The 25353-nt window shown below is 49.0% G+C and carries 22 protein-coding genes, 1 pseudogene and 3 riboswitches; of the genes and pseudogenes, 8 read left to right on the top strand and 15 right to left on the bottom strand.

The window, feature by feature from the left end; genetic code table 11:
* Positions 1–27: 27 nt before the first annotated feature.
* The 7 genes and pseudogenes from ACETK5_RS09525 to ACETK5_RS09495 form a co-directional block, all read right to left on the bottom strand.
* Positions 28–642 carry a histidine phosphatase family protein gene (locus tag ACETK5_RS09525; RefSeq protein ID WP_394055288.1) on the bottom strand — a complete coding sequence of 205 codons (615 nt, stop codon included), beginning with the start codon at positions 640–642 and terminating at the stop codon, positions 28–30.
* Between the two features lie 31 nt (positions 643–673).
* Positions 674–1048 (bottom strand): annotated as a pseudogene (locus ACETK5_RS09520) (VOC family protein).
* Between the two features lie 277 nt (positions 1049–1325).
* Complete coding sequence (locus ACETK5_RS09515; protein ID WP_394055286.1) at positions 1326–1772, bottom strand: hypothetical protein; 447 nt, start codon at positions 1770–1772, stop codon at positions 1326–1328.
* Between the two features lie 54 nt (positions 1773–1826).
* Positions 1827–2336: a GNAT family N-acetyltransferase gene (locus ACETK5_RS09510; RefSeq protein WP_326113328.1), complete on the bottom strand. Its 510-nt coding sequence runs from the start codon at positions 2334–2336 to the stop codon at positions 1827–1829.
* 81 nt (positions 2337–2417) lie between these two features.
* On the bottom strand, positions 2418–2954 hold the full coding sequence (locus tag ACETK5_RS09505; protein WP_394055283.1) for a GrpB family protein: 537 nt from the start codon (positions 2952–2954) through the stop codon (positions 2418–2420).
* A gap of 50 nt (positions 2955–3004) precedes the next feature.
* Positions 3005–3877 (bottom strand): phosphotransferase family protein, encoded by an 873-nt coding sequence (locus ACETK5_RS09500; protein WP_394055282.1) that lies wholly within the window; start codon positions 3875–3877, stop codon positions 3005–3007.
* A 261-nt stretch (positions 3878–4138) separates the two neighbouring features.
* Entirely contained in the window at positions 4139–4414 is a 276-nt protein-coding gene (locus tag ACETK5_RS09495; protein WP_394055280.1) for a CD3324 family protein, read from the bottom strand.
* A gap of 379 nt (positions 4415–4793) precedes the next feature.
* Between ACETK5_RS09495 and ACETK5_RS09490 the strand changes: the two genes are divergently transcribed.
* Together ACETK5_RS09490 and ACETK5_RS09485 are read left to right on the top strand one after the other, a co-directional pair.
* On the top strand, positions 4794–6074 hold the full coding sequence (locus tag ACETK5_RS09490) for an XRE family transcriptional regulator (RefSeq protein WP_394055278.1): 1281 nt from the start codon (positions 4794–4796) through the stop codon (positions 6072–6074).
* A gap of 249 nt (positions 6075–6323) precedes the next feature.
* Positions 6324–6737: a hypothetical protein gene (locus ACETK5_RS09485; RefSeq protein ID WP_326113323.1), complete on the top strand. Its 414-nt coding sequence runs from the start codon at positions 6324–6326 to the stop codon at positions 6735–6737.
* A 40-nt stretch (positions 6738–6777) separates the two neighbouring features.
* Here ACETK5_RS09485 and ACETK5_RS09480 read toward each other — a convergent pair whose 3' ends face one another.
* Positions 6778–7881 (bottom strand): threonine aldolase family protein, encoded by a 1104-nt coding sequence (locus tag ACETK5_RS09480; RefSeq protein ID WP_394055276.1) that lies wholly within the window; start codon positions 7879–7881, stop codon positions 6778–6780.
* Between the two features lie 262 nt (positions 7882–8143).
* On the opposite strand from ACETK5_RS09480, the gene ACETK5_RS09475 reads away from it, so the two are divergent.
* The gene (locus ACETK5_RS09475; RefSeq protein WP_100537609.1) at positions 8144–9067 is read left to right on the top strand and encodes a cation diffusion facilitator family transporter; all 924 of its coding nucleotides are present in this window, start codon (positions 8144–8146) and stop codon (positions 9065–9067) included.
* Positions 9068–9222: 155 nt separating this feature from the next.
* Entirely contained in the window at positions 9223–9429 is a 207-nt protein-coding gene (locus tag ACETK5_RS09470; RefSeq protein ID WP_100537610.1) for a hypothetical protein, read from the top strand.
* Positions 9430–9481: 52 nt separating this feature from the next.
* Here ACETK5_RS09470 and ACETK5_RS09465 read toward each other — a convergent pair whose 3' ends face one another.
* From ACETK5_RS09465 to ACETK5_RS09440, 6 genes are all read right to left on the bottom strand, one after another.
* Positions 9482–11269, bottom strand: coding sequence for an ABC transporter substrate-binding protein (locus ACETK5_RS09465; protein ID WP_394055273.1), 1788 nt, complete (start codon positions 11267–11269; stop codon positions 9482–9484).
* Between the two features lie 191 nt (positions 11270–11460).
* Entirely contained in the window at positions 11461–12744 is a 1284-nt protein-coding gene (locus ACETK5_RS09460; RefSeq protein WP_394055271.1) for a histidine--tRNA ligase, read from the bottom strand.
* 256 nt (positions 12745–13000) lie between these two features.
* Positions 13001–15070 carry a catalase gene (locus ACETK5_RS09455; protein WP_394055269.1) on the bottom strand — a complete coding sequence of 690 codons (2070 nt, stop codon included), beginning with the start codon at positions 15068–15070 and terminating at the stop codon, positions 13001–13003.
* 256 nt (positions 15071–15326) lie between these two features.
* Positions 15327–16187 (bottom strand): RNA polymerase sigma factor SigJ, encoded by an 861-nt coding sequence (gene sigJ, locus ACETK5_RS09450; protein WP_394055267.1) that lies wholly within the window; start codon positions 16185–16187, stop codon positions 15327–15329.
* Positions 16188–16226: 39 nt separating this feature from the next.
* Complete coding sequence (locus tag ACETK5_RS09445; protein WP_394055265.1) at positions 16227–17411, bottom strand: NAD(P)/FAD-dependent oxidoreductase; 1185 nt, start codon at positions 17409–17411, stop codon at positions 16227–16229.
* Between the two features lie 68 nt (positions 17412–17479).
* Positions 17480–18955 carry an aminotransferase-like domain-containing protein gene (locus tag ACETK5_RS09440; RefSeq protein WP_394055263.1) on the bottom strand — a complete coding sequence of 492 codons (1476 nt, stop codon included), beginning with the start codon at positions 18953–18955 and terminating at the stop codon, positions 17480–17482.
* Between the two features lie 98 nt (positions 18956–19053).
* Between ACETK5_RS09440 and ACETK5_RS09435 the strand changes: the two genes are divergently transcribed.
* On the top strand, positions 19054–19968 hold the full coding sequence (locus ACETK5_RS09435) for a DMT family transporter (RefSeq protein WP_394055261.1): 915 nt from the start codon (positions 19054–19056) through the stop codon (positions 19966–19968).
* Positions 19969–20084: 116 nt separating this feature from the next.
* Here ACETK5_RS09435 and gcvH read toward each other — a convergent pair whose 3' ends face one another.
* On the bottom strand, positions 20085–20474 hold the full coding sequence (gene gcvH, locus ACETK5_RS09430; RefSeq protein WP_394055260.1) for a glycine cleavage system protein GcvH: 390 nt from the start codon (positions 20472–20474) through the stop codon (positions 20085–20087).
* A 178-nt stretch (positions 20475–20652) separates the two neighbouring features.
* Positions 20653–20774: riboswitch (glycine riboswitch) on the bottom strand.
* 189 nt (positions 20775–20963) lie between these two features.
* Positions 20964–21065, top strand: a riboswitch (glycine riboswitch).
* Positions 21066–21068: 3 nt separating this feature from the next.
* A riboswitch (glycine riboswitch) is annotated at positions 21069–21174 on the top strand.
* 109 nt (positions 21175–21283) lie between these two features.
* On the opposite strand from gcvH, the gene gcvT reads away from it, so the two are divergent.
* From gcvT to gcvPB, 3 genes are read left to right on the top strand one after another with little or no spacing between them, the layout of a single operon-like run.
* Positions 21284–22396 carry a glycine cleavage system aminomethyltransferase GcvT gene (gene gcvT / locus ACETK5_RS09425; protein ID WP_394055258.1) on the top strand — a complete coding sequence of 371 codons (1113 nt, stop codon included), beginning with the start codon at positions 21284–21286 and terminating at the stop codon, positions 22394–22396.
* Entirely contained in the window at positions 22393–23742 is a 1350-nt protein-coding gene (gene gcvPA, locus ACETK5_RS09420) for an aminomethyl-transferring glycine dehydrogenase subunit GcvPA (protein WP_100537620.1), read from the top strand. Before gcvT ends, gcvPA begins: the two co-directional genes overlap by 4 nt.
* Complete coding sequence (gene gcvPB / locus ACETK5_RS09415; protein ID WP_100537621.1) at positions 23739–25196, top strand: aminomethyl-transferring glycine dehydrogenase subunit GcvPB; 1458 nt, start codon at positions 23739–23741, stop codon at positions 25194–25196. The genes gcvPA and gcvPB overlap by 4 nt, the downstream gene beginning before the upstream one ends.
* Positions 25197–25353: the final 157 nt, after the last annotated feature.

Here is a 25353-nt window from a genome sequence, read left to right as displayed (position 1 = left end):
TAGCGGGATTTTAATGTGCATATTATTTCATAATAGATGCTCCTGCAAATTCGTAGCCGCGATTATCTTTTTCCCGCTACGATCATATCTCCATAGATGAACGCCTGTATCGCCTGTCGGGATATGAATATCCGTATGATAAGGAAGATTCAAGAAGCTTCGGAACAACATCGTGATCATTCCGCCATGGGAGACAATGCATACTCTTTTCAAGTCAGGCTCGCTATGGATTGTAGTAAACAGCTTGGATATGAATTGTTCGGCCCTTGCTCTGAAACGCACTTCAGACTCTCCGCCTTCGATCGAATCGTGCCGCTTTCTTCCTCCATCAGGCAAGGGATATTTAAGTAAAGCCTCTTCTCTTAGCATACCGGCTATGACCCCATTATTTTGCTCCATTAAATCATCATCGTAGGTAACGGGGACTTTTGTTGTTTCAGCTATGGCTGCCGCGGTCTGCTTGGCCCGGTTTAACGTACTGGAGAAAATGGCATCCAAAGTATATTCACGATGAATCCACTCTGCCAGGAGCCGTGCCTGTTGCTGGCCAAGACCCGTCAGTGCATAGTCAGCCCGTCCTTCACACCGATTCAAAATATCCGCTTCCGATTGTCCATGCCTGACGACCAGAATTTCAACCATGTCTCATCCCCCTCCTTTTCGCGCCTAGTTTCTATAGCTTATTACCAACTGCGATCCAGCGTCCGTCCACATCCTCAAACACAAACTCATGATTGTTATAATCCGTCGTCGATAAGGCTTTAACAATATTCACGTCCAAATCCATAAGCGCTTGCTAGATCTCCCGTTGTCCATAAGTAATAAAATAAGCATCGTACCCATATCCGTAACGGATTCGATTGGGAACAACCTCAATCTCCGTCTTCGTTAATACAATCTCAATAGAGTCCTTGTAGAGGCACACATGCGGTTCTGCTGCATCAAAATAGTTCACAGCACGGAACCCGATTCGCTCATAAAACTCGCTGGTCTTCTCGAAGTTAGACGTCGGGAAAATTTGCAAGCAATGGGAAAACCCTTTATTCATCGTTCATTCTCCTGTTCGAGCTTATTTATGCTTATCCACATTGCCCATCTTTACTTACTCCTCTAGACCGTGAATCTATTGTTTATTCTTTAATTCACGGATATCTTTGATCATGAGATCGAGTCTCTCAATGATTCTCTCGTCATGATGCAACTTCTTTTTAAGTCTGACCTCAATTACAAGGAGTTCAATAATAAGCACCACGATAAGGATGCCGATGATCATAGCCCGCTCCTTTCTGAACCTGATACATTCACCTGATATTTATTCATTAAACTCATGTCACTTGATCCTCCTCCATCCCCTCAGTAATCGGGGTAGTTCCAAACAGATGAAGGATAGCCAGATAGAATGGGTACAGTGCCAAAACTGCGATGGCAATGAGCCCTGTTACAGGATTCGGTTTGTCTGCCGGATCGATGATCGGAAACCATGCAGCCACAATATAGGTCAGAATCATGAAATAGGGGATCCACAAAAGAAGCGAAAAGAAAGACGTTTTACGGCCACCCAACCAATGCCTGATCAGCTTTGGAAATCCGTAACCCGATAGAAGCAGGCCAACTAAGGAGAAGACCATAATCACAACATTCACGTGATCCAGCCCCCACCCTGTTACTCGACTGAGTCGGTAAACGTTAGCCATGAGTTCAATCCCGGCAAAAGGGAACAGTGCATACAAAAAACTCGATATATTTAATCGAATGAAAAAGCTCATGCTCATGCTCACGCTCCTGAAACTTATATAACTGAAGCCGATTATTTGCAGTACGCTATATTAAACCAGCTCTTTAATCAGATACAGATTCAGATCGTCATCCGCACATACCATGTCACCGGGCACCACAGGTTCATTGCTGTACATAATCCCGTTGCCATCGGGAATATAACCGCGACGGACATATATTCTTTGAGCTGCACCATAGTCTTTGTACAATCCAACCCCGATACCGATACGCGCCATTTTTTTGCGAACGATGTTCTCGAATTCTTCCATGATGCAGTTCGCTATGCCGTTTCTCCGGTACTCCGGGAACACATTCAGATCATTGATTTCCGGAATGTTCTGATCTCGAAAATACGGATAACTCGATTCGTATTTCAAGTGGGAAACCCCGGCCAGCTCCTCATGAACAAATGCCAACAAAGTGACACGCTTGCCAATTTGGTTCTCATATTCGCACAAATCATAGTACTCATCCGGTCGCTTTATATTTTGCTGTTGAAACGCTTCCTTCCAGATGCTTTTAAGCTCCGTGTTATCTAACACCTTTAATGTAACGTTCATTGGTTTACCTCGCTGTTATGTATTTTGTTGGTAGGATTCAGCTCATGATATAAGTTGTTATGCTGGATTTCTTTCAGCATTTTAGCGTGCACCTTGCTTCAATACCTGCTGGATAAAATCAGATTTGCCTTCCGTATAGGCTTTCCGATCATTTCGAAAAGTTATGGCTAAGTCTTTCTTTAATGAGGCGTATTCTTTGACCAGCTCCGGGTTATTGATGAGAGCATCCCGAAAAGTAATGTGCCTGAACAGTTCTTTGCTGTCCCGATGGCAGACATATAAATGCTGGGTCATTCTCAATGTAAGCTTCTCGCTGTGTGGGGCATACTCATCTTTCCTTTCAAAAGCTTCTCTGCCCTCGACCCCTAAATCCCCCTGATGGTTATAGCCAAGCGTTTCTAATTTCGCAATGACCGCCGGAAGCGATTTCATGGATTCGATCACAACGTCAATATCCAATATTGGCTTTGCGGCAAGCCCTGGTATGGAGGTGCTTCCCACATGCTCGATACTCAGCGCATCAGCACCAAGGGTCTGTGCCAATATGGATTGAATCACCTGAAACATTTTCGGCCATTCGGGATTATATTCCTCGATGATGACGGGTTTAGGTGTCATTTATGGGATACCTCCAGTACTTGTATCATGTATAACCCCATGATTATGTTTCATCTAAAATCTCGTATGCCTGCCTCAAACGCCTCAGCATCTTGATGAATGACCCCATGCAGCGCCTCTTGCAAGGCAAATGTGCTTCTATAAAAATGTACGCGCTCCGCGATTTGCTCTCCATTCGGATACATGGCGATACACTTATCGAAGAACGCTTGACCATACCCCGACAGAATTCCCGCAAGATCATAAGCCGGGTCTCCGATCCCTGAGCCTCCAAAATCAATGATGCCTGTAATTCGACCTTTCTCCGGGCTCCATAAGATGTTGGACGAGCCAAAGTCACCATGAATGCAGCTTGGACGAATGTCATGATTCGCAGGGTTGTTCAAAAATCCGGTGAAGTTGCTTGAGATTTCCACCTGTGCATCGGGTCTGATGTAACCAAACAATAGGTTTTGAATTTGAGTGTACAATCCGGACATTTCTTCGTGGACATTTACAATCTGTTTATCGCCAGCGATCCATTCATTGATCTCCACAGCATGAAGTTGAATGAGAAATTCGATCATCTGTTCTGCCAGCCTATCCTCGATGTCCGAATTCCGGTGTGAAAGCAAATCTTCTGTCCATAACGGTTGACCCTCGATTAAAGGATAACCCATGAACATTTTGCCCACTTGCATATCGCCAAATGAAACATACATCGGATTCGGTATAGGCAGCGTCAACTTGGTCTTGATCCCATTCAATATTTGGGTTTCTCTGATCAACGCTTGGAAACTTTCCGCGTACTTAGGAAATCTGAAGACCAGCGTCTGATTCACAATCAACACATCGTTGTTCTGGCCTATGTTGTTCATCTCAACGTCTTGAATATCCAGGTGCGGATAAACTTCTTGTATGCGCCGGGTATATGACGGGTTCATGCATAACTCCTTCTACTTGCAATGTCGTTAACCTCTATTTTAATGCTTTTCCTTAACATGGTAAATCATGACGGAGCAAATTGGCTGCATTACAATGACCCAAGGCACACTGTTCCCATTTCCGTCGGGTCCAGTTCGTTCTAAATTTCTGATAGGTTATTCTCCTAAATTGAAAGGGCTAGGACAAGTGTCCTAGCCGCTCTTTCCTGATGATAATCGAATGCCATATAACCGTTTCACGAAAATGATATCCGATCTCACCTAATCTTTCAGTCGTTCTGCCCGAATAATTCTACGGATCGATTGCTCCGTTAAATAATATCGTTCTGACAATGCACGGATGGAGTCGCCATGCAAAAAACTTTTGAAAATGCTGCGATTCCGAATATCCAGATCCTTCTTAACCCCGGTTTGTTCACCCCAGGACTTCCGGTTCTCCGACTTTCTCGGAATATAAATATAACTTCCATCAATATATTGTTGAATGGTTTTGACTACGTGTTCAGGTAAAATATCTAGTGCTTTCTCGTATTTCATTCTCCCTGCTCCTATCTACATAGAATCGTGTAAATAGTGAGCAAAGCCGACACATGAAATAATGCAGTTCTAATTAATGTTGAAGAAGGCTCCGAACAAATAGTCTGCCCGATATTTCCGTGCGGCTTTGCCCGGAGCCTGATTTAACGACTTGAACGGTTGTGGTTCTAATGTGAGCCATCATGATTTTCACCTCGCCGAATTGGATGATTCAAAATTTACTCGCTTCTACTTTCTATTCTAACAAATTCCTTGCTTACCCGCACTCACCGCTCACAAGTGACTAGGTCCTTGCTCCTCTTTTAACCATCAGTCCGGATAGGTCGCGCCCGGCATGGTATACTTTTCCCAAAATCCAGTTATTAAGGAGCTTGTTCCCGTGTTAAAAGAACGAATTGATTTCTTGTGCAAGAAAAAAGGAATATCCCGCAAAGAGCTAGTTGAGGGATTCGTGACAACCACCCATTTTGCGAACATCCTTGCCGATCGTTATCCATTGGCCGAGGACCTTGCCGGGCATCTGGCACAGCGTTTGCAAGTGACCCCCTCCTATTTAATCCATACGGCTAATTCCGATAAGGATACACTCGAGACAGCGGAACGCATCTTTGAAGAATTATCCCAATCGGTCTCTCACGTTACAGAGGAGCGCATACACGATCTTCCCGATCGACATGACTGTCTGACGGTAGAACTTACAACTGCCTTGATGAAGGCGGTCTATTATCAACAAGTGAACGATGCGGTATCCCATGATTATCTGCACCAGAATTACCTCAATTTTTATCTGGAGAAATACGGCCGTCCTGACGACGCTGGGCTCCCGCTCCCCGCGAAAAAAGCGATGCTGTTCTATAAAATCCAGTTCTATCGCTCCAAGAACCGCTATCATGAGGCTTTAAGCCAAGTGAACCGGTTAAGCGAATATGTGCAGGACGGCACCGATTTATGGCTGACCACCCAAAACTTCAAGATGGAGGCCTGTATATTTTTGAAGCAATATGACCAGGCCAAGCAGGTGTTTGAAGGTACGATGAGACGGGTTTATGAAGACCGATTGTTTCACCGCTTATCCGATCTGTACATCGCGTACAGCGGCTATTGTTATTCCATGGGATTGTATCAGGAAGCGCTGGTTACCCTCTCCATGGCGGAAGCCCATTTGGTCTATGCGGTAAACCAGGGGAACATGGTGTCAACCATCTTGAACAATCGGATCATCATGCTGACGATGCAGGGAGATCATGAAAAAGCCGAAGAAGAAATCCACCGTTTTGAAGGACTTCTCGCGCGGGAAGCCGTAGAGGTACGTCAGCAATTCCGCCCGGTTCTATTGATTTACCGGTGTGAATTGGCATTGGCTCAAAAGCAGTGGGGGCTTGTAACCCAGTATATTCAAGAGCTGAAAGCGATAGAGCTGACAACGGATCAAGAAATGTCGGCAGCCTACTACCAATGCCAGCTGGCCTTGGCTCACGGTCATCATGATGAATTTATGGGGTATGCCCTTTCTTGTTTACCGTACTACGAGTCCAATCAGCTTACATTGCGACTCGAATCCTTATATGAAGCATTGGCCGTGGTATCAGAGGAAGCAAGGAAATACAAAGAGTCAACGTCTTACTACAAAAAGCTGGTCTACCTGCTTCGAAGTAAATAACTCATGCGCCAAAATGGTTACAAAAGCATGCTTTACAAGCAAAACTTTTGCCGTTCCCTTCATTTTATTCGCTGTGTGACAGGATAAAGAGTGCGCAAACCATTTCATTCGGCAAAAGTTTTTGAAGGAGTATCGTATTAATTTACTCCTAACGCCGAAAGTTTTGTATCCTTGCCAAACCATTGTCTCCTTTAGACCCCACGGGTAACATGGAATAATAAATAATTTAACTAGCGAGGTGCTGAGCTTATGGGATGGTTTGGAAAAAAGAAAAGTCCGCAGGATGCTTTGGAGAAAGCAGATAAAATGATGAACAAGGGTTTAACGGGCATGATGATGAAAGGTTTTGTACCGAAGGAGCATCGCAATGCCATCAACCAAAGTTTAGAGCAGGCGAAGCAAGCGCAGCTGGCAGCGACCGGAGCGCTGGCCATAACGTCCACCGCTAAAGTACGAACCGTACGGGATACCGGGAAGCTGATCAATTTCGACCCGGTTGTCATCCTTGAATTGGATGTAACGGAGAACGATGGAAGCCAATATACCAAAACGCTGGAGACCCTTGTATCGAAGCTGCAAATTCCCAGAGCTGGTGATATCATTGGTCTTGCCCAGCATCCGGCCAATTCGTCCGAGCTTGTCTATATGGGACCGATTGGATGAATATAGGCAAATGAAAAAGGACCTGATTCAGGTCCTTTTGTCATGTGCTCGCAGCTTCCTGCAATTTCTCATTCAACAATTGAAAAGCTTCTTGAATGCTTTCTCTCGGCGTCTTGCCGTACCGTTCCCCAATGTGAACTTCCGTATAACAATGACTTTCCCCTGCTTCGTTTAGATAACTGATCAATCCGACGCCCGTCGCGCGGAAAACCTCGATCAGAATGGGCTCAAGCTGTTCTTTGTCCCATTCAAAATGGACATGAAACATATTCGATACGGGCACGGCAGGCTTCGTATTCACGCCCTCGCACGAATTAAACAAAGCTGCAAGCTCTTTAGCCTCCTCGTAATATTGGCCTATATTACCTATTCTTTCCGTGTAATAATAACTTGAACTAATGATATACGGGTAAAGACTGACCAGATCCCCGCCATGCCTCCTTTTCCATACTTTGGACTTCGCCACAAAATCGGTGCCGCCAGCCAGAATGGCGCCGGCAATCCCGCCTATACCTTTATAGAAGGACACATATACGCTGTCAAAAAGAGCACAGATTTCTGCCGCCGTTTTTTGATAATACGGGGTGATCTCGAACAATCTTGCCCCGTCCAGATGCAGCTTAATGCCTTGAGAACGACAATACGCCGATATGGCCTCCAACTCTTCGTAATCGGGCAGCTGACCTCCGATTTCACGCTGCGGCAACTCCAGCAGTAAACAAGCAATGTCATGATCCAGGCTCTGCACGTCTTCAAGCGTGATCAAACGCTCTTTATCGGCAAGAAGAATCGGTTCGATATGATGCAGCTCCTTAAGCCCGTCCTCTTCGTGGATCTCCAGATGACAGAGGGGATGATAGGCCACTCGTTTCAGCCCAGCATCATCGCACCAGATCCGCAAAGCAATCTGCTGCGCCATGGTTCCGCTTGGAAAAAAGACAGCCGATTCCTTGCCCAGTACGTCTGCCATGCGCGCCTGAAATTCCTCAATGATAGCGCCTTTGCCGTATGTATCCCCCATCTGCGACCCATCCACATCCCGAAATGCCTCCAGCAGCACCTCAAGATTCCTGCGGCTATGTCCAATCAATGGATAGGCTGTTTCGCCATAAGCTTCACTAATCGATTTACGTTGTTCTCCCATGTCGCATACCACTCCTTCTCTACAACCGATATTAGTTCCAAGATCATCACTCGGAGATCTAATTATCTCGCTAATCAAGCATACTAGATAAATGAACAAGTGGAAAATGATTTTCACATTCGCAGACTCTCCGGAAAAACTTGACAAAAACAAACGGAGGGATTACACTGTATATGAGCATATGTTCATATTATATATAATGTAAATTATTTTATGATTATGGATTACATTTAACAGATGGATCCGAAGGGAGTTTTCGATTATGCATCATCATAACCATCATCATGGGCATGACCACAGCCACCATGATCATGCCCGCTCAGGAAACAAAAAAGGACTTGCCATTGCCCTCATCATCACACTTGGCATCATGATTCTAGAGTTTGTAGGGGGCTTGCTAACCAACAGTTTGGCGCTGTTATCCGATTCCGGACATATGTTAAGTGATGCCAGTGCGTTGCTGCTCAGTCTGGTTGCATTATGGTTTGCCACGAAGCCCTCATCGCCGAATAAAACCTATGGCTTTTATCGTTTTGAAATATTGGCAGCACTATTAAATGGCGTCGCCTTGTTTGTCATCGCCGGCTTTATCGTATGGGAAGCGATTCAGCGCTTTGATGACCCGCCTACCGTCGCTAGCGGAAGCATGATGCTCATTGCAGCTATCGGCCTGTTGGCTAACCTTCTCAGTGCCTGGTTCTTGATGCGGACGGGGGATGTGAAGAACAATGTCAATCTCCGCAGCGCGTACCTCCATGTTATCGGTGATGCACTCGGCTCTGTAGGCGCAATCATCGCCGGAATCGTGATGCTTGCCTTCGGATGGTACATTGCGGACCCGATCATATCCATCCTTGTGTCGATCTTGATTCTGAAGAGCGCCTGGAGAATCATACAGAATACCGTTCATATTCTAATGGAGGGTGCACCGGCAGCGATAAACCCTGAAGAAGTAACGAAGTCCTTGCTGTCTATTCCAGGGGTCACCGGCATCCATGATCTTCATATTTGGACGATTACGTCCAATTTCGATTCCTTGAGCTGCCATCTCGTCGCCCAGGATGACGCGAATAGTTATGAGATTCTGCAACAAGCGATTGATCTTCTGGACAGCCGATTCCACATCGAGCATTCAACGATCCAGATTGAGAATTCCACCATCACGCATCGTGAACATAAAGTCTAATCTCTTCTCTGCGGTAGTCCTTTAGTTCATGAAAAGGGGAAAAAAGGCGGCCGAGGTTTACACTTTTTACAAGTTCGGTTGACCTCCATAATGAGAGTATCAAGACATTCTACCGGCGTTACAGCGAATTCCGAATGTCTGATAGGGAGGTTAACATGAACAATGATCATTATACGCTGGAGAAATTGAACGAATACCAGCAAGCTAAATGGGACGAACTTGATCGCCAAGGAAGATTCATTATTCATGACGAGATCGCAAGTGAATCGCAGCATACCACAAGCAATACCCGAATTCTCGATAAACTTTATGGCTTCTTTCGAAAGCGGAGATCCCGAAGAAGCCGCACGAAATCCTTATAAGAAATAAAGAGCAAGCGCGGTTATTTGCGCTTGCTCTTTTTATGAGAAGAAATCATACTCGCCAAATCTGCTTAAAATCCAGCCATCCCAGATTATTGATGACAAGCCCTTTATAAGAAGGATCCAAGCTTGCGTAAAATCTTGTATGAACCAAGAATGATACATGCGCTTCCTCCCGAAGCCTCTCTTCGATATGGGATAACAAACTCATACGCTCCTCATACCACTCGCTGGCAAGCGCATCATCTACGCAATCTTTCACCCAATGATGCAGCGATGGATCCATGAACTCCTTGACTACGCTTCCCTTCTGTTCGTAATTCTCGATTAAACATACTTCTTCACCTGGAAGAACCAGACCATGCAAGATACAATCCATGCTGTTCATCACATCCGATTGGTGTATGGTATCCATCCTCTCCTCCCGGATGATCAATGGAATCCCGATGGAAGCGCACTGATTCTGCACCCATTCGGCGTCTTTGATATGATTGACGAGCGTCCCCATGGTAATGGGAGAGCCGTCATAACCCGATTGTTCCAGCATTGATTTTGCAAGCTCGGGATCATATCGGTCTTTACGGTAAGGCGCTTGCTCATCCATAATGAATCCTTTGGCCGGGTAAAGCCGATTGTCGCCAAGTTCGCGTATCATCTCGGTACGATTCAGAATCAGGCTGAATGCCCGACGAAATTCAATGGACTGATAGGGCCCCTGCTTTTTCATATTCCATGTAATCAAAGTCGTACAGCCTTCGGATGATTCGATGATATCCACTGCATGTTTCTCACCGCTATGATTGACATGCTCCGGATCCCGCAGCAGCCGCTCCCAGCTGACCTCGCAATGCTCCGCATCTTCCGGCATCAAGATAATGTGGATGTTGTCCAAATGCGGCCGCCCTTGATAATAATGGGGGTTAGCATGAATGGTCAGCCGTTCATCGGTCCATTCCTCTACCCGAAAGGGTCCCGTTCCGACAGGTTGCTTCCAGAACTGTTCTTCATGGACGCTCGCCAAATGCTTAGGCACGATGGACATGCAAGTGGAGCTAAGAAACCGGATAAAAATCCGATTCGGCTTGTTAAGAATAAAACGAACCTCACGAGGGGACACCACCTCTACCCGCTGCAGTTCACGCACGATCCAAGCATTTCGTTTATCCCGTCCCAGACGTTCCACCGTGAATTTCACGTCCTCCGCCGATAATTCCTTACCGTCATGGAATAGTATTCCTTTACGGAGATGAAAAGTCCAAATCGTTCCATCCTCATTGCTGTTCCAATAATGCGCGATAACGGGAAGATATTGATCGTTGGCATTATCGTATATCACCAGCCGGTCAAATATCTGCTGGATCATATGAGCTTGAAAACTGTAGTAGCATTCGGCGGGATCCAACGTTTCAATCAAGCGGTAAACGGGAAGCCGCAGCGAATCCCTTGCTTCCGCTTCCCCTTCTCTCATCTCCTTGCTAAAGCCAAAATGCCCATTCATCCATTCCACGTAGGAATCGTTAGTGTGAATACCTTGACCATAGGTACGCATCAGTTCGAAGGCCTGCCGATATTCCCCTTTTAACGCGAGCTGCTGCGCAGCTTCCTGAAGCAGATCAGCTTGATCGGCTAGAAACGTAAGCTTGGAACGGTTTCCTCGCCCGCGTCCTGCCTTCCATATAATCCAACTCTTCTCCTCGAGCTTGCGTATAACGAGCTTGGCATTCCGCGTTGTGCAATACAGCGTTTCGGCGATCTGCTCAAGCGTCACTTCCGTAGCCGTGTTGGCTGGAGCGTTAACAGCAAGCTTTTGATGCAGCATGAAGAATTGTTCGTACAGCATTGCAATCCGCTCCCCCCTGGTAACATCTATACGCTTTATTCTACTTGGAGATCGTTTCGAGCGCGAGTCCCTTTTCGGTAGAAAACCATTATATTCGAAAAAGAACAAAGGCATTCCATATGTCGGCCTACACAAGTTGTTAGTCATGAGTTTACACGCCATGATGGATAAGCGCGGCTTCCTCCATGTCATCATTCACAGGATTGCATGATAAGCTCAACCGCCTTCTGCAGAGTCAATGCAAGCTCCTTGCCCTCGGTCATATTCTTCAATCGAACCATGCCCGCCGCCGCTTCATCTTCACCGATCAGGATGGCATATGGAATACTCTCAGCTGAAGCGGAAGCTAATGTTTTCTTCAATTTGCGGCGGTTGTCCGCCAATCGCGCATGAATCCCGCGATTCCGGAGTGCCGCTGCAGCCGTCAATCCTTCCGGTATGGTTTCTCCAATCGGGATAACCACAACGAGCGGCTTGTTTGTTTCAATTGGACGGTTCCGGATCATCTCCATGATGGATTCCATACCAAACGAAAGACCCACCGTAGGATAAACAATGTCCTCGCGGCCAACGAGCTGCCCGATAATCGCATCATATCTGCCGCCTCCGCCCAAGCTTGAACGAAAGCCCTGAGATGCGTCAAAGATTTCGTAAACGGTTCCCGTGTAAAATGACAAGCCTCTTGATAGAAAAGGATCAAATACGCAGATCTCTTGCAACCCGACGCGCTGCAGCATATTTTGCAGGATCTGGACTTCTCGTGCTCCGCGCTCGTTGTCCAGGTTGTATGTGCTTGTTATTTGCGTTAATGTCGGCTCCTTGAGATCAACAAAATCAAGAATTTGACGACAAATCTCCGATGGGAGCACCTTACCCGCAAGCTCTTGCTGAACTCCCTCCTTGCCAATCTTATCGAGCTTATCCAGCGTCAGCATGACAGATGTTTTCCTTTCTTCCGGTACGCCCATAGCTCCAAGAATTTCACCAAGAAAGCTTCGGTTGTTCCACCGGAGCACGATCGGGATTTCAAGTCTCCGAAACACTTCGGCTGCAAGCTGCATTAACTCAACTTCCGCTTCCGGTCCCGAGATTCCCACCACATCAACGTCGCACTGCAGAAACTCCCGCAATCTTCCCCGTTTGACGGGACCATCCCGGAATACCTTTCCCATCTCATAACGCTTGAATGGCTGGCTGATGGCGGGATTCAGCGCGATCACCTTGGCGAATGGAATTGTTAGGTCGTACCGGAGCCCCAGACGTCGCGTGCCCTGATCCGTCAGCTGGTACATCTCCTTCAGAATTTCTTCCCCTCCTGCGTATTTGGAAGACAACAGGTCCGATTCATTCAGAATGGTTGTCTCCATTTCAGCATAGTCATAGCATTCAAACACTTCACGCAGCGTCGATTGCACCTTTCTTCGGATCGCCTGTTCTTGGCCAAAATAATCATACGTTCCTTTTACGTTCTGCATCGCTACTCATCCTTTCGTTCTAATGAAAATAAAAAACGCGCCGGACCTCTTGGTCCCGCGCGCTGGATATGCGGCAGGGAGGCCAACGCGAACAGCGTTAGCCCACCCTGTAGAATGACAGGCGTGCTAACGCTGCTTGTGATGATGAAGTTGATTGAATTGGATGTTCATCATCGTGTAATCCCCTTCACTTTTCAGCCAATGATTAAAGGGAATTATAGCGCAATCGTTTTATATATTCAAGGGCAATCCATTCTTAGATCGTACGCGACCAATGGCGATGCGCCGCGATGGCATCAATGAAGGCTTCGCCAAACGGCTTCAAATCCTCATTCTCTTGCGCAACCACGATCCCTTCACCACTGGATGATGGTAGCAAGTTTGCCCCTTCGGCTATGGCTGCGATCGGCTTGAAATGCTGATACGCTTCCTTGACGAAATCCAGCACTTTCTGATCCGCCAGGAGCTCCGATAAGCTTAACGCGCCGCCTGCAACAAGCACCGCATCAAACAAGACGGAATCCGCCCCAAGCAGCGAATGGTTCACTTCCAGTTCCGCGCCGGCTTTGCCTTGAATGACGCCGAGCTTCGCGCTAACCACCTCGGTGATAATGCCGGCTTGCTGCAGCTGCGTGAGCACAAAGGGAAGTTCGTCCGTAAATCCGTTGCCTGCCAGCACCGCCACTTTACGGGTTAACGGGAGCTTCACGGTATTCATCATGCTCAGTGCCGGAGAAGAGTCGCTGGAAGCGGAGCCGCTGGTTTGCGGAGGCATGGTTCCGATGCCCTCCGAAATCCGTGTGGCAAGTTCGCTATCAACGTTCGCGAACAGATCGACGACTTGCTGGCGAATTTCCTTTCGCAGCACTTTACCAAGCTCGAACTGGAACGCGGATACGATATGCTGCTTCTCGACCTCAGACATACTGTTCCAGAACAGGGCCGCTTGGCTGAAATGATCCTTAAAGCTGTCACTGCGTGCCTGCACCTTACGTCCTTCCACCTTCTCGGTGTAATGCTCGTAACCGCCGCGCTCCACTGGAACCGGCTTCGGCGTGTTACCGGCAATACCGTTCTTGTGGTAGCTGACTGGTCCTTTATTAATGGTCATACGGTGCATCCCGTCACGCTGATTGTTATGAACCGGTGCAATCGGGCGGTTGATCGGAATTTCGTGGAAATTGGGTCCACCAAGCCGGGAAAGCTGGGTATCGGTATAGGAGAACAAGCGGCCTTGCAGAAGCGGATCATTGGTAAAATCGATTCCGGGTACGACATGTCCCGGATGGAATGCAATCTGTTCCGTCTCCGCAAAAAAATTATCCGTATTGCGATTGAGCGTCATCTTGCCGATGATTTTGACGGGAATGAGTTCTTCGGGCCAAATCTTGGTCGGATCAAGGATGTCAAAACCAAAATTGAATTCTTCATCCTCCCGAATCATTTGAACACCAAACTCAAATTCCGGATAATTTCCTGATTCGATCGCATCCCATAGATCACGGCGGTTAAAGTCGGGATCCTTGCCTGCCAGCTTCTGCGTTTCATCCCATACAAGGGAATGTGTGCCGAGCACGGGCTTCCAGTGAAACTTCACGAAATGCGCTTGTCCTTCTTCGTTCACGAAACGGAAGGTATGTACGCCGAAGCCCTCCATCATTCGGAAACTTCGCGGAAGCGATCGGTCGGACATCGCCCACATGATCATGTGCGCGCTTTCCGAGTTGTTAGTGACAAAATCCCAGAACGTATCATGGGCGGACTGTGCTTGCGGGATCTCGTTATGCGGCTCAGGCTTGACAGCATGAACGAAATCGGGAAACTTCATGGCATCCTGTATGAAGAAGACCGGCATATTGTTGCCAACAAGATCATAATTCCCTTCTTCCGTATAAAACTTGGTTGCGAAGCCGCGCACGTCCCTGACGGTGTCGGCTGATCCCCTGGAGCCCGCAACCGTGGAGAATCGGACAAACACCGGCGTGACGACGGAAGGGTCCTGCAGAAATTTGGCTTTTGTATAATCTTTCATGGATTCATATAGCTGAAAATAACCATGAGCCCCAAAACCGCGGGCATGGACGATTCGTTCCGGTATCCGCTCATGGTCGAAATGCGTCATCTTCTCTCTGAAATGGAAGTCCTCCATCAAGGTCGGACCGCGCTCGCCCGCTTTAAGCGAATGTTCATCCTCAGAGACCTTAAGTCCCTGATTGGTTGTCAGTTCCTTACCGTCATTGTCTACCGTGAATTGTTCCAGCTGTTGGTCCTTGCTCGTCTTGTTGTGGCTGCTGTTAGCATTCGAATTGGCGTTTGAATTGTCCATTTGTCGGAACCTCCTGGTATGTAGGTAGTAGATGAGTGCCTGACGAAAATGCACTTGGTAACAGATCCGCTTGCGAACCCGAAATGTAATTACCCTGCATACTGGAATACGAATCCAGGATCAAACTTCCTTCATGAAAATCTCATCTAACCGTTCGATTGGGTTTCGCTCATGCATCTCCTGTCTCCAGTAAAAAACAGCCCCTCCCTAGAGGTAGGCTGCTCTAATTGTACTTTAACGATTTTCAAGCATACGCTTAGATCCCCGCAAGTTTATCCGGATTCCTCACAATATAAATATTCTGCAGCAATCCGTTGCGAATATTGACAAAGATAACGCCGGTGACACTTCGTCCCTGACGGAAAATAACAGCAGTTTGATGGTTCAGTTCCCTTACCTCGATCTCCGGAGCTTCTCCATCCTCCAGCTGCGCTTGGTGAAGAATGCCGATGAGGAAACGGGCAACCCGCTCCTTGCTCTCGACCGGTCTTGCAGCTGCAATTACTTTACCGCCGCCATCGGAGAGCAGCACAGCATCATCCGCTAGCAGGGTCAGGACATGTTCGGCATCTCCCTCGGAAAGGGCCGTGAAGAATCTGCTCACCCATTCCTCTGCCATAGACCCCACGCCGATCAGATCGTCCTCCGTGATCCCCATCTTTCCTCTCGCCCTGCTCATGAGCTTGCGGCAGTTGGACTCGGTTTTATCGATGAGTCCTGCGATTTCCGGATAATCGAATCCAAGCGCTTCCCGCAAGACAAATACGGCCCGCTCCGAAGGAGACAGCCGCTCCAGCAGAACCAGCATGGCATAAGAGAGCAGTTCATGATTCTCGATGGCTTCAAAGGACTCGCTATAAGACGCCGGAATCGGCTCCGGAAGCCAGGGGCCGTAGTACTGCTCTCTTCGCTTTCGGGCTGACTTGATCTCATCAAGACAGCGATTCGTCACCATTTTGCACAGATACGCTTTGGGCTCCTCCAACTGCCCCAGGGGGAGACTTTGAACTCTCACGAACACATCCTGTACCGCATCCTCTGCGTCCGCCACCGTTCCGGTCATTTGATATGCAAGATGAAACAGGAGCCCCTTATACTGCTCATACAGCTCTAACATGCCGTTTCTTCATCCCTTTCAAGCAGGATTGCTCCTCATCTATCGAACCATGCTGGAATAATTCCACATGAACGATTTCACCTTGTAAGCCAGCTTTCCTGTGATCATGATATCCAATCCCCAGGTACGCGACCAGACTAACCCATGTCCCGGCCCCAGCCCTACCGTATAACCCTCCGTTACACTCCTGTGCTTGGCGGCGGGGGCACCGATTAAATCCGCATGCACAATGCCACCAAGTCGCGCCGCTTGGGGGATCGCTTCCTTGCATGTCATTCTGTCAGCAGCACCGCTTGCGGGATCAACCACATGCGCGCAATCGCCGATGCTGTATACTCCCGGCGCATCCTTGACACGATAGCTTTCATCTACAACGATTTGACCGTCTGCCGTAACCGGCAGTCCAAGGCTGAGCAGGGCGGGGTTCGGAGCCAGGCCGAGCGCCCACACCATGAAACCAACAGGGATGGGAGATCCAACATTAACATGAACCAGTCCCTGTTCCTCTTTGAGCACTTTGCTCCCATGGTGAATAGTTACGCCAAGATCGATTAAATATGATTCAAGCCGATGTCCCACCTTCGCAGGTCCTTCCAGGAACAATCGCTCCTGAGAATTGAATAGATGCACACGGATTTGCTCCGGATCTAAACCAAGCTTAACCGCCTCTGTCCGCATGGCGTGGACCAGCTCGGCGGACGTTTCGATTCCCGTTATGCCTGCACCTGCTACGGCTGCACTCATCAGCCGCTGTTTCTCTTGCGGATCCGTTTCCTCTGCCGCCAGCCTAAGGTTTGAGTGCCACCGTTCCCGGATACGTTCCGCCGCTTCAACACCTGTCAGCGATATCCCGCCTAGGTCCGGTGCTGCCTGACGCACGATGCTTCCAACGGCCATAACAAGGACATCATAATGAATCTTATGCTCCAGCCCTTTGTCATCTTCGCAGCTCAACTGCATGCTCTGCTTATCAATGCCAGTTACCCTGCCCTGTATAAACCGGGTACCTTCCGGCATGACTTGTTCCCATGGAACCGTAATTCCCTCTTCGCTCACTGCAGGACGGAACAAAAGCACTTTCCGCACATGGGCGGAACCTTTATCGATAAGGATCAGGCGCAGCTTCCTTCCGTTAAGTCCTTTGTGACAAGCTTTTTGAATCGCTTTTAGGGTGTGTATACCCGCAAAGCCTCCACCAACAACAACACATGTAAGATCCTTCATGAGACAACCATCTCCTTTGTTTTATGCGATTTTGCACATAACACGAGAAGAGGGCTGTTTTTGTGACATTAAATTAGACCATTTTTAGAATAGGATTCTTGCTTCACCCGTTCCGATATCTCGATGAGACGACGTATCCCTTCTTCCAGCTGAATCTCGCTGATATACGAATAACTCAACCTGATCCACGAATCCATCTGATCCAGCGGGTCGCATATACGCCCCGGTACAAAAGCTACCGACTCCGCTAGGCATTGCCGCAACAACGCATCCACGTTGACGTTTTCCGGCAGCTGTATCCACAAATTCAAGCCGCCGCCGGGGCTGTTCCATCGCCATTCTGTGGGCTCAAGCAGCTTCTCCATCCTCGCTTTACGAAGCTCCAGCGCAATCCGAAGCTTGGCCACATGCTCCTGAAGTCTGCTCGAGAAGAAATAGTGCTGGAAAATCTTTTGCGTCAACAGCGGCGTCCCGTTGTCCGACAGCGCCTTGATCGGAAGGATGACATTCATCAGTTCCGGACGGGCAGCCAGCACCGATATCCGCAAGCCGGGGGCCACATATTTGCTGAAGCTTCGAATGTGAATGACATAGCCTTCAGTATCGTAATAAAAAAAGGGCAGCGGCGGCGGATCTCCAAAATAAATGTCGTGATATACCTCATCCTCCACCAGAATGCACTGATATCGTTCCGCCAGTTCAACCAGTGCTTTGCGCTGTGCGATCGGAACCGTGTATCCCGTCGGATTCTGAAACGTTGGGTTCATGTAGAACAGCTTCGGTTTCTCCGTTTGCATAAGACCTTCAATTCGTTCAAGGTCATACCCTTCCGGCGTTATCTCAATTGGAAGCAGCTTGACATTTTGCTGCACAAAAACATCGATCGCCGGACTATACGTCGGTCGTTCGATCAATACGCAATCTCCGCTTTTGACGAGCGAACGCGAGATTAGGTCGATCGCTTGCTGGGATCCCGTCGTAATGAGCAGCTCTTCCGGATGGACCGTTATGCCTTGTTTGTCCATAAAATAGCGAGCCATCTCCTCGCGCAGCTCCAAATCTCCGGACACGGAAGAATACGTGCTTAATACTTTCGGATACATGTCAAACACTTGTTTCACGTGATTGGACAAGAATGCATTCGGCAGCAGTGTAGGATCAATCAGCGCTTCCGACATCTGGTAATCGACTTGATGCCTGTGTATTTCGGACAAGCGGCTGCGATTGACGTATATCGATTTGGCTTGATATGCCCATGGCGGGCTGGATGAACAGCGTTCCGGCAATGTGACAGGGGCCTTCGCCGCTACGAAATATCCCGATCTGTATTTAACTTCCACGATCCCGTCCTCTAACAGCTGCTGATAAGCCTTCAGCACCGTTAATCGATGAACGTTCAAACGTTCGGCCATCGCCCGCACGGACGGGATTTTGCCCTTCTCCTTCCACTCTTCCCGAGCAATTCCTTCCAGAATGGTGTCATAGACCGACTGCTGTAATGTTCGCTTCCCTTGATGTTTGTCGTCCAGCATTGATATTTCCATCTGTTCTTCCCCCGATCCCAATAAAGCATATCTGTTCTACCTATCACCAATCTGTTCTATTAACTACCTATTATAGTATAGAAAAAGGAGGATGCTACATGATTATTTTTAACTACTTGCTAATGTGCGCCATTTTCAGCACGACGTTTCTCGCCATCAAGATTGGAGTTGAAGCAGGATTGCCGCCGTTTCTCTCAGCGGGACTTCGATTTCTTCTGGCGGGCGCCTTCATCTTCCTATGGATGATATTACAGCGGAAGGCAAAACCAAGTCTTCTCCTGCGAAAGGAATTCCTTCTAATCGGGATGACCAGCACATTCTTGACGTTTGCAACGCTGTATTGGGCCGAGCAGCACGTATCCTCGGGGATCGCTGCCATTCTATCGGCAACAGGCCCCATGATGATTCTGATGATCCAATCGGTCGTGATGCGGAAGAATGCCCGGCGCAGTGATTATTGGGGGTGCGCGGTCGGTTTTGCGGGGGTATGTTTGCTTATCATGCCCGAGATGGCGATGGGGAGCGATCTCATCTGGATTCTGAGCTGTATCGCCATTCTTATAGGTGAAATCGGCTATAGCGTGGGCTCCCTGGCTACCCGGAAGTTATCCTTTGACATGCCGGTTATCTCACCGATTACGATCAATGCGGTGCAGATGATGTATGGCGGCGCAGCCCTATTGCTGTTATCCCTATTCAGTGAACATGTACAATGGAATGGTATTCAAACGTTACCAGCCATCGGATCCGTCTTGTATTTGACGATGGTTGGCTCGATGCTGGGCCATAGTCTGTATGCCTGGCTGCTAAAAGCAACCAATGCTTTTTTTCCGTCCACCTGGCTCTTTGTTTCTCCCATCATCGCGCTGGGGCTGGGCGCATTTATGTACGGCGAAGCGATTTCTCTCTATTCCATCGTTGGCAGCATGCTCATCATCGGCGGAATTCTGGTCGTGAATCTGCCTGAGCTTCGAGCACGCCGGATCGCACGCCGTGTGGCTTCGAGCACTTGATATCGAACCTGCTAGGTTCCTAGAATTAACGCCAAAAATAAAAACGGCTGCTACTCGTAAACCTCATCACGAGTAGCAGCCGTTATGTTTCATGATTCAATGTTATGATTCCATACTTAATCCACTTTAGCCCGATAAGCTTCCGCAGTCAGCAGTTGTCCGAGTGCTTCCTCCAAATCGCCTTCCACCTCTACCTCAATGATCCATCCGCCTTCGTACGGCTCTCCGTTCACAAGCTCCGGCTGATCTTCCAGGGAAGCATTCACTTTCGTAATGATTCCTGCTACAGGGGAATACAGTTCCGATACGGTTTTGACCGACTCAATGGTACCGATGCTGTCACCTGCTGAAACGACAGCGCCCGTCTCGGGGAGTTCAACGAATACGATATCGCCCAGCTGGCATTGCGCATGATCGGAAATACCGACGCGCACCACATTTCCATCTACCTTCAATGCCCATTCATGATCGTCGCTGTACACCAAATTCTCTCTGATTTCGCTCATTTACGGATACTCCTCTTTTCTTAAAAGAAATGAAATTAGGGTGAATAAATGAAAAAAAAGGACGCGAAAAAAGGCATTCGCCTTTTCTCTGTCCTCGGTACCTGAGAGTTTATGATCGACCGTTTCTTGCACCGGTTCGATCTTTCCCCTTGGGTGGCTTGCGCACTCTCCAGAGCTGCGTCAGATGGCGGTTCGTGTACCTGAGAGATTACTCGTCAGCCCGGCAGGCATAACGGTTTGCTCCTTCGGTGCCGCCAAGGTTTCAACCCTCGTGGGGCGGTCTCTCCCATCCATCGTCATCCGCATATTCGGTTGGCTTATTCTCCCACAGAATAAAACAGGGACGAGATGATGTCAAGATATCTGACAAAAATTTTAAGAATGAAAATAATTTGGTGAAATAAAAGGTTGACACTTTATGGAGCGACACGTTTATAATAATCACAAGAACGCAAGGAAGCTGATGACAACTCAATAATTTTCACGCGGATGATGGTAGCGGGAGAGATTACCGACAGGATTGACAGGTAGCGCCGAAGGAGTAAGCCGTAACACGGTGAATCTCTCAGGCAAAAGGACCTTTACCGGACGCACCTCTGGAGAGAATTCTGAATGTAGAATCACCCACGGGGAAACTCACACACGCTTGACATTATACTTACATGACATGTGGGGTAACTCTCAGGTACAAAGGACAGAGCAGAAGGACTACGCAACGGGCGGGCTTTTTTAGCACGGCTTGTTATCCTTCTGTCTGTCCTTTTTTGGTGTTTCCCCGATTGATCATGCCAATTAGAAGAGGTGAAGAGATGAGTTCATTACAACGTACACCGCTTTACCCGCTTTATTCCGATTTTCCTTCTGCCCGCTGCATCGACTTCGGCGGCTGGGAACTGCCCGTGCAATTTTCCGGCATTGTTCAAGAGCATGAAGCCGTACGCAAGCACGCCGGCCTGTTCGACGTCTCCCATATGGGTGAATTTATCGTCACCGGACAAGACGCTGAAGCTTTTATCCAGAAGATGACCACGAATGACGTAACCCGCATATCAATTGGCCAGGCCCAATACACGTTAATGTGTTACGACAACGGCGGTACGGTAGATGACCTGCTTGTGTATAAACTGTCGGCAGATCGATTCATGCTGGTTGTGAACGCATCCAACATCGACAAAGACTTTCAGTGGCTTCAAGACCATCTTGCAGGTGATGTCACCATCCGGAATGTGTCCGAAGAAACAGCTTTGATTGCACTTCAGGGACCTGCCGCCGCGAACATCATGTCACAGGTAACGACCGAGGCGCTAGGCGAACTCCCTTCCTTCCATTTTATCCAGAACGCACAGGTATGCAGCTGTACCGCCCTACTCTCCCGTACTGGTTATACCGGAGAAGACGGCTTTGAAATCTATTGTTCCGCTGGGGATGCTCCCGTCATTTGGAGAGATCTTTTAGCAGCCGGAGAACCACATGGTCTTGTTCCAACCGGACTCGGCGCCCGCGATACACTCCGTTTCGAGGCGAAATTGCCCTTGTACGGCCAAGAGCTCTCAAACACGATCTCTCCGCTTGAAGCCAGTCTCGGTTTCTTCGTGAAGCTGGACAGCGGTGATTTCATCGGTCGGGAAGCGCTTCAACAGCAGAAGCAAGACGGTGTGCAGCGTAAGCTGGTTGGCATTGAACTCATCGATCGCGGAATTCCGCGCTCCCACTATCCTGTATACAACGATGAAGGAGAACTCATCGGTGAAGTGACCAGCGGTACCCAATCCCCTTCACTCAAGCGAAATCTCGGATTGGCCCTCATCGAAACCCCATATACGGGCCTCGATACCGAGGTATGGGTCGAGATCCGCGGTAAGAAGTTAAAAGCCAAAGTGGTAAAGACACCATTCTACAAAAGAGGAGCTGCCTTAACATGAAGCATCGTTACTTGCCTATGACGGATCAGGATCAAGCCGATATGCTTGCTGCGGTCGGCGCGGAAACGATCGAAGATCTGTTTGCCGATATCCCCAAAGCGGTCCGTTACAACGGCGTCCTCCCCATGTCAAAACGGCTGGGTGAGCCTGAGCTTCTCAAGCATATGCGCCGCCTGTCAGACCGCAATGCCGATTTCGACCGTTATACAAGCTTTCTGGGGGCTGGTTTGTACGACCACCACATTCCTGTCGTGCTCAATCATGTGATCTCCCGCTCTGAATTCTACACCGCGTATACGCCATACCAACCGGAGATCAGCCAAGGCGAGCTGCAAGCGATTTTTGAATTTCAATCCTATATCTGTGAATTGACCGGCATGAAAGTTGCCAATGCCAGCATGTATGACGGTTCCACGGCACTTGCCGAGGCTGCGGCGCTCGCCAGCGGCGCAACCAAACGGAAGAAAATCGTCATTTCGCGTGCTGTCCATCCCGAAGCCCGTGAAATCGTTCTGACTTCGGCCCGCGGACTCGATCTGGACGTCGTGGAAGTCGGCATCGTCAATGGCGTTACCGACCAGGATGCACTCGCTGCAGCCATAACGGATGATACCGCCGCCGTGCTGCTGCAATCACCAAATTTCTTCGGCTGCATCGAAGACGTGAAATCAATCGAGCCGCTGGTTCATGAGAAAAAAGCACTGCTTGTGCTGAGCGTTAACCCGCTGTCCCTCGGTTTACTGGAATCCCCTGGCGTGCTCGGAGCCGACATCGTTGTCGGCGATGCCCAGCCTCTTGGCATTCCAGCTTCTCTCGGTGGACCGACCTGCGGATTCTTCGCGGTATCCGAGCCGCTGATGCGCCGCATTCCCGGTCGTATCGTGGGCCAAACCGTCGATCAGGACGGCAAACGCGGATTTGTACTGACGCTGCAGGCGCGCGAACAACATATTCGCCGCGAAAAAGCAACGTCCAACATTTGCTCTAACCAGGCCCTGCTCGCCTTGTGCGCGTCCGTATATATGTCCACGCTGGGCAAAGCCGGCATGCAGGAAGCCGCGCTTCTGAATGTGCGCAAATCCCATTACGCTGCCGACCGGATCGCCAAAGGCAATTTCTCCCTCCCGTTCAGTTCGCCGTTCTTCAATGAATTTGTGGTAAAGCTGCCTGAAGGAACGAACGTGAAGGAGGTCAACTCGAAGCTGCTGGGTGCAGGTTATATCGGCGGTTATGATCTTGGTACAGCTTATCCAGAGCTTCAAGGATGCATGCTGATCGCCGTAACCGAACGGCGGACCAAGGAAGAAATCGACCAATTTATTGGTGAATTGGAGGCGATCGTATGAAACCGGAAAAAGCCTTGATATTTGAACTCAGCAAGCCCGGCCGTGTCGCCTATTCCCTTCCCGAATGCGACGTTCCGGAGACCGATGCCGCTTCATTGATTCCGGAAAGCCTGCTTCGCAGCAAACCGGCGGAACTGCCTGAGGTATATGAAGTGGATGTGATTCGTCACTATACCGAGCTGTCGAGACGGAACTTCGGTATCGATAACGGCTTCTATCCGCTCGGCTCATGCACGATGAAATACAACCCGAAGATCAACGAGGATGTTGCCCGTTTTGCCGGCTTTGCCAAGATTCATCCGTACCAGCCTGAAGAAAGCATACAAGGCGCTCTGGAGCTGCTCTATACTCTGCAGAATGATCTCGCTGCACTGACCGGCATGGATCAAGTAACGCTTCAGCCCGCTGCGGGAGCGCATGGGGAATGGACAGGGCTGATGCTGATCCGTGCTTACCATGAAAGCCGTGGCGAGAAGCGAACCAAGGTGATTGTTCCCGACTCCTCGCACGGTACTAACCCCGCCAGCGCAACGGTGGCCGGTTACGACACGATTACGATTAAGTCCAATGAACGCGGCATGGTGGATCTGGATGCCCTTCGTGCTGTCGTTGGTGACGATACGGCGGCTTTAATGCTCACGAACCCTAGCACGCTGGGACTGTTCGAAGAGCAGATCTTGGAAATTGCGGAAATCGTACACGAAGCCGGCGGCCTGCTTTACTATGACGGAGCCAATTCCAACGCCATCATGGGCATTACCCGCCCAGGCGACATGGGCTTTGACGTGGTCCATCTCAACCTGCACAAAACGATGAGTACGCCGCATGGCGGCGGCGGTCCCGGTGCAGGCCCTGTCGGCGTGAAAAGCCTGTTGATCCCGTTCCTGCCCAAACCGATCGTGTCCAAACGCGAGGACGGCACCTTCTATTGGGATTACGACCGTCCACAGTCAATCGGGCGCGTAAAGGCGTTCTATGGCAACTTTGGCATCCTGGTCCGCGCCTACACGTATATTCGAACCTATGGACCGGAAGGACTTCGCCGCGTCTCGGAGCTCGCCGTACTAAATGCCAACTACATGATGCATCGTCTGGCCCCATACTACGAAGTGGCCTACCCGGGGCTGTGCAAGCACGAATTCGTGCTGTCCGGCAGAAAGCTGAAGGAGTACGGCGTGCGAACCCTGGATGTTGCCAAGCGGCTGCTTGATTTCGGCTATCATCCGCCAACCATTTATTTCCCGCTCAACGTGGAGGAATGCATCATGATTGAGCCGACCGAGACGGAGAGCAGAGAAACGCTGGACGGTTTCATCGACACGATGATCCAGATCGCCAAAGAAGCCGAAACCACGCCGGAGGTTGTCATAGGCGCCCCTTATACCACGGTCGTGAAGCGGCTCGACGAAACGACGGCGGCACGCAAACCGGTTCTGAACTGCACCTGCGGTTAATGTTGAGTTGATCGATTATATAAGAAAAACGTCTATCGACGTACTTTCTCAGAAGACAAACCGCATATAGCGAAAGTTTTTCTTTCTTACACGGCAAAGGTTGTAAGCCTCTGAAGTTTATACTTTCTTCTCTCTTAAGAAAGGGTGTCCCTCGCCA

Source organism: Paenibacillus ilasis (assembly GCF_043195395.1).
GTDB classification, from domain to species: Bacteria; Bacillota; Bacilli; order Paenibacillales; family Paenibacillaceae; genus Paenibacillus_AQ; species Paenibacillus_AQ lautus.
The sequence above is the reverse complement of the archived record's forward strand: the minus strand, read 5'-3'. Positions and strand labels throughout refer to the sequence as shown.

Coding starts and splice junctions, on each gene's coding strand:
- ACETK5_RS09525 (WP_394055288.1), bottom strand. CDS start 642: ATGGTTGAAATTCTGGTCGTCAGGCATGGACAATCGGAAGCGGATATT.
- ACETK5_RS09515 (WP_394055286.1), bottom strand. CDS start 1,772: ATGAGCATGAGCTTTTTCATTCGATTAAATATATCGAGTTTTTTGTAT.
- ACETK5_RS09510 (WP_326113328.1), bottom strand. CDS start 2,336: ATGAACGTTACATTAAAGGTGTTAGATAACACGGAGCTTAAAAGCATC.
- ACETK5_RS09505 (WP_394055283.1), bottom strand. CDS start 2,954: ATGACACCTAAACCCGTCATCATCGAGGAATATAATCCCGAATGGCCG.
- ACETK5_RS09500 (WP_394055282.1), bottom strand. CDS start 3,877: ATGAACCCGTCATATACCCGGCGCATACAAGAAGTTTATCCGCACCTG.
- ACETK5_RS09495 (WP_394055280.1), bottom strand. CDS start 4,414: ATGAAATACGAGAAAGCACTAGATATTTTACCTGAACACGTAGTCAAA.
- ACETK5_RS09485 (WP_326113323.1), top strand. CDS start 6,324: ATGGGATGGTTTGGAAAAAAGAAAAGTCCGCAGGATGCTTTGGAGAAA.
- ACETK5_RS09480 (WP_394055276.1), bottom strand. CDS start 7,881: ATGGGAGAACAACGTAAATCGATTAGTGAAGCTTATGGCGAAACAGCC.
- ACETK5_RS09475 (WP_100537609.1), top strand. CDS start 8,144: ATGCATCATCATAACCATCATCATGGGCATGACCACAGCCACCATGAT.
- ACETK5_RS09470 (WP_100537610.1), top strand. CDS start 9,223: ATGAACAATGATCATTATACGCTGGAGAAATTGAACGAATACCAGCAA.
- ACETK5_RS09465 (WP_394055273.1), bottom strand. CDS start 11,269: ATGCTGTACGAACAATTCTTCATGCTGCATCAAAAGCTTGCTGTTAAC.
- ACETK5_RS09460 (WP_394055271.1), bottom strand. CDS start 12,744: ATGCAGAACGTAAAAGGAACGTATGATTATTTTGGCCAAGAACAGGCG.
- ACETK5_RS09455 (WP_394055269.1), bottom strand. CDS start 15,070: ATGGACAATTCAAACGCCAATTCGAATGCTAACAGCAGCCACAACAAG.
- sigJ (WP_394055267.1), bottom strand. CDS start 16,187: ATGTTAGAGCTGTATGAGCAGTATAAGGGGCTCCTGTTTCATCTTGCA.
- ACETK5_RS09445 (WP_394055265.1), bottom strand. CDS start 17,411: ATGAAGGATCTTACATGTGTTGTTGTTGGTGGAGGCTTTGCGGGTATA.
- ACETK5_RS09440 (WP_394055263.1), bottom strand. CDS start 18,955: ATGGAAATATCAATGCTGGACGACAAACATCAAGGGAAGCGAACATTA.
- ACETK5_RS09435 (WP_394055261.1), top strand. CDS start 19,054: ATGATTATTTTTAACTACTTGCTAATGTGCGCCATTTTCAGCACGACG.
- gcvH (WP_394055260.1), bottom strand. CDS start 20,474: ATGAGCGAAATCAGAGAGAATTTGGTGTACAGCGACGATCATGAATGG.
- gcvT (WP_394055258.1), top strand. CDS start 21,284: ATGAGTTCATTACAACGTACACCGCTTTACCCGCTTTATTCCGATTTT.
- gcvPA (WP_100537620.1), top strand. CDS start 22,393: ATGAAGCATCGTTACTTGCCTATGACGGATCAGGATCAAGCCGATATG.
- gcvPB (WP_100537621.1), top strand. CDS start 23,739: ATGAAACCGGAAAAAGCCTTGATATTTGAACTCAGCAAGCCCGGCCGT.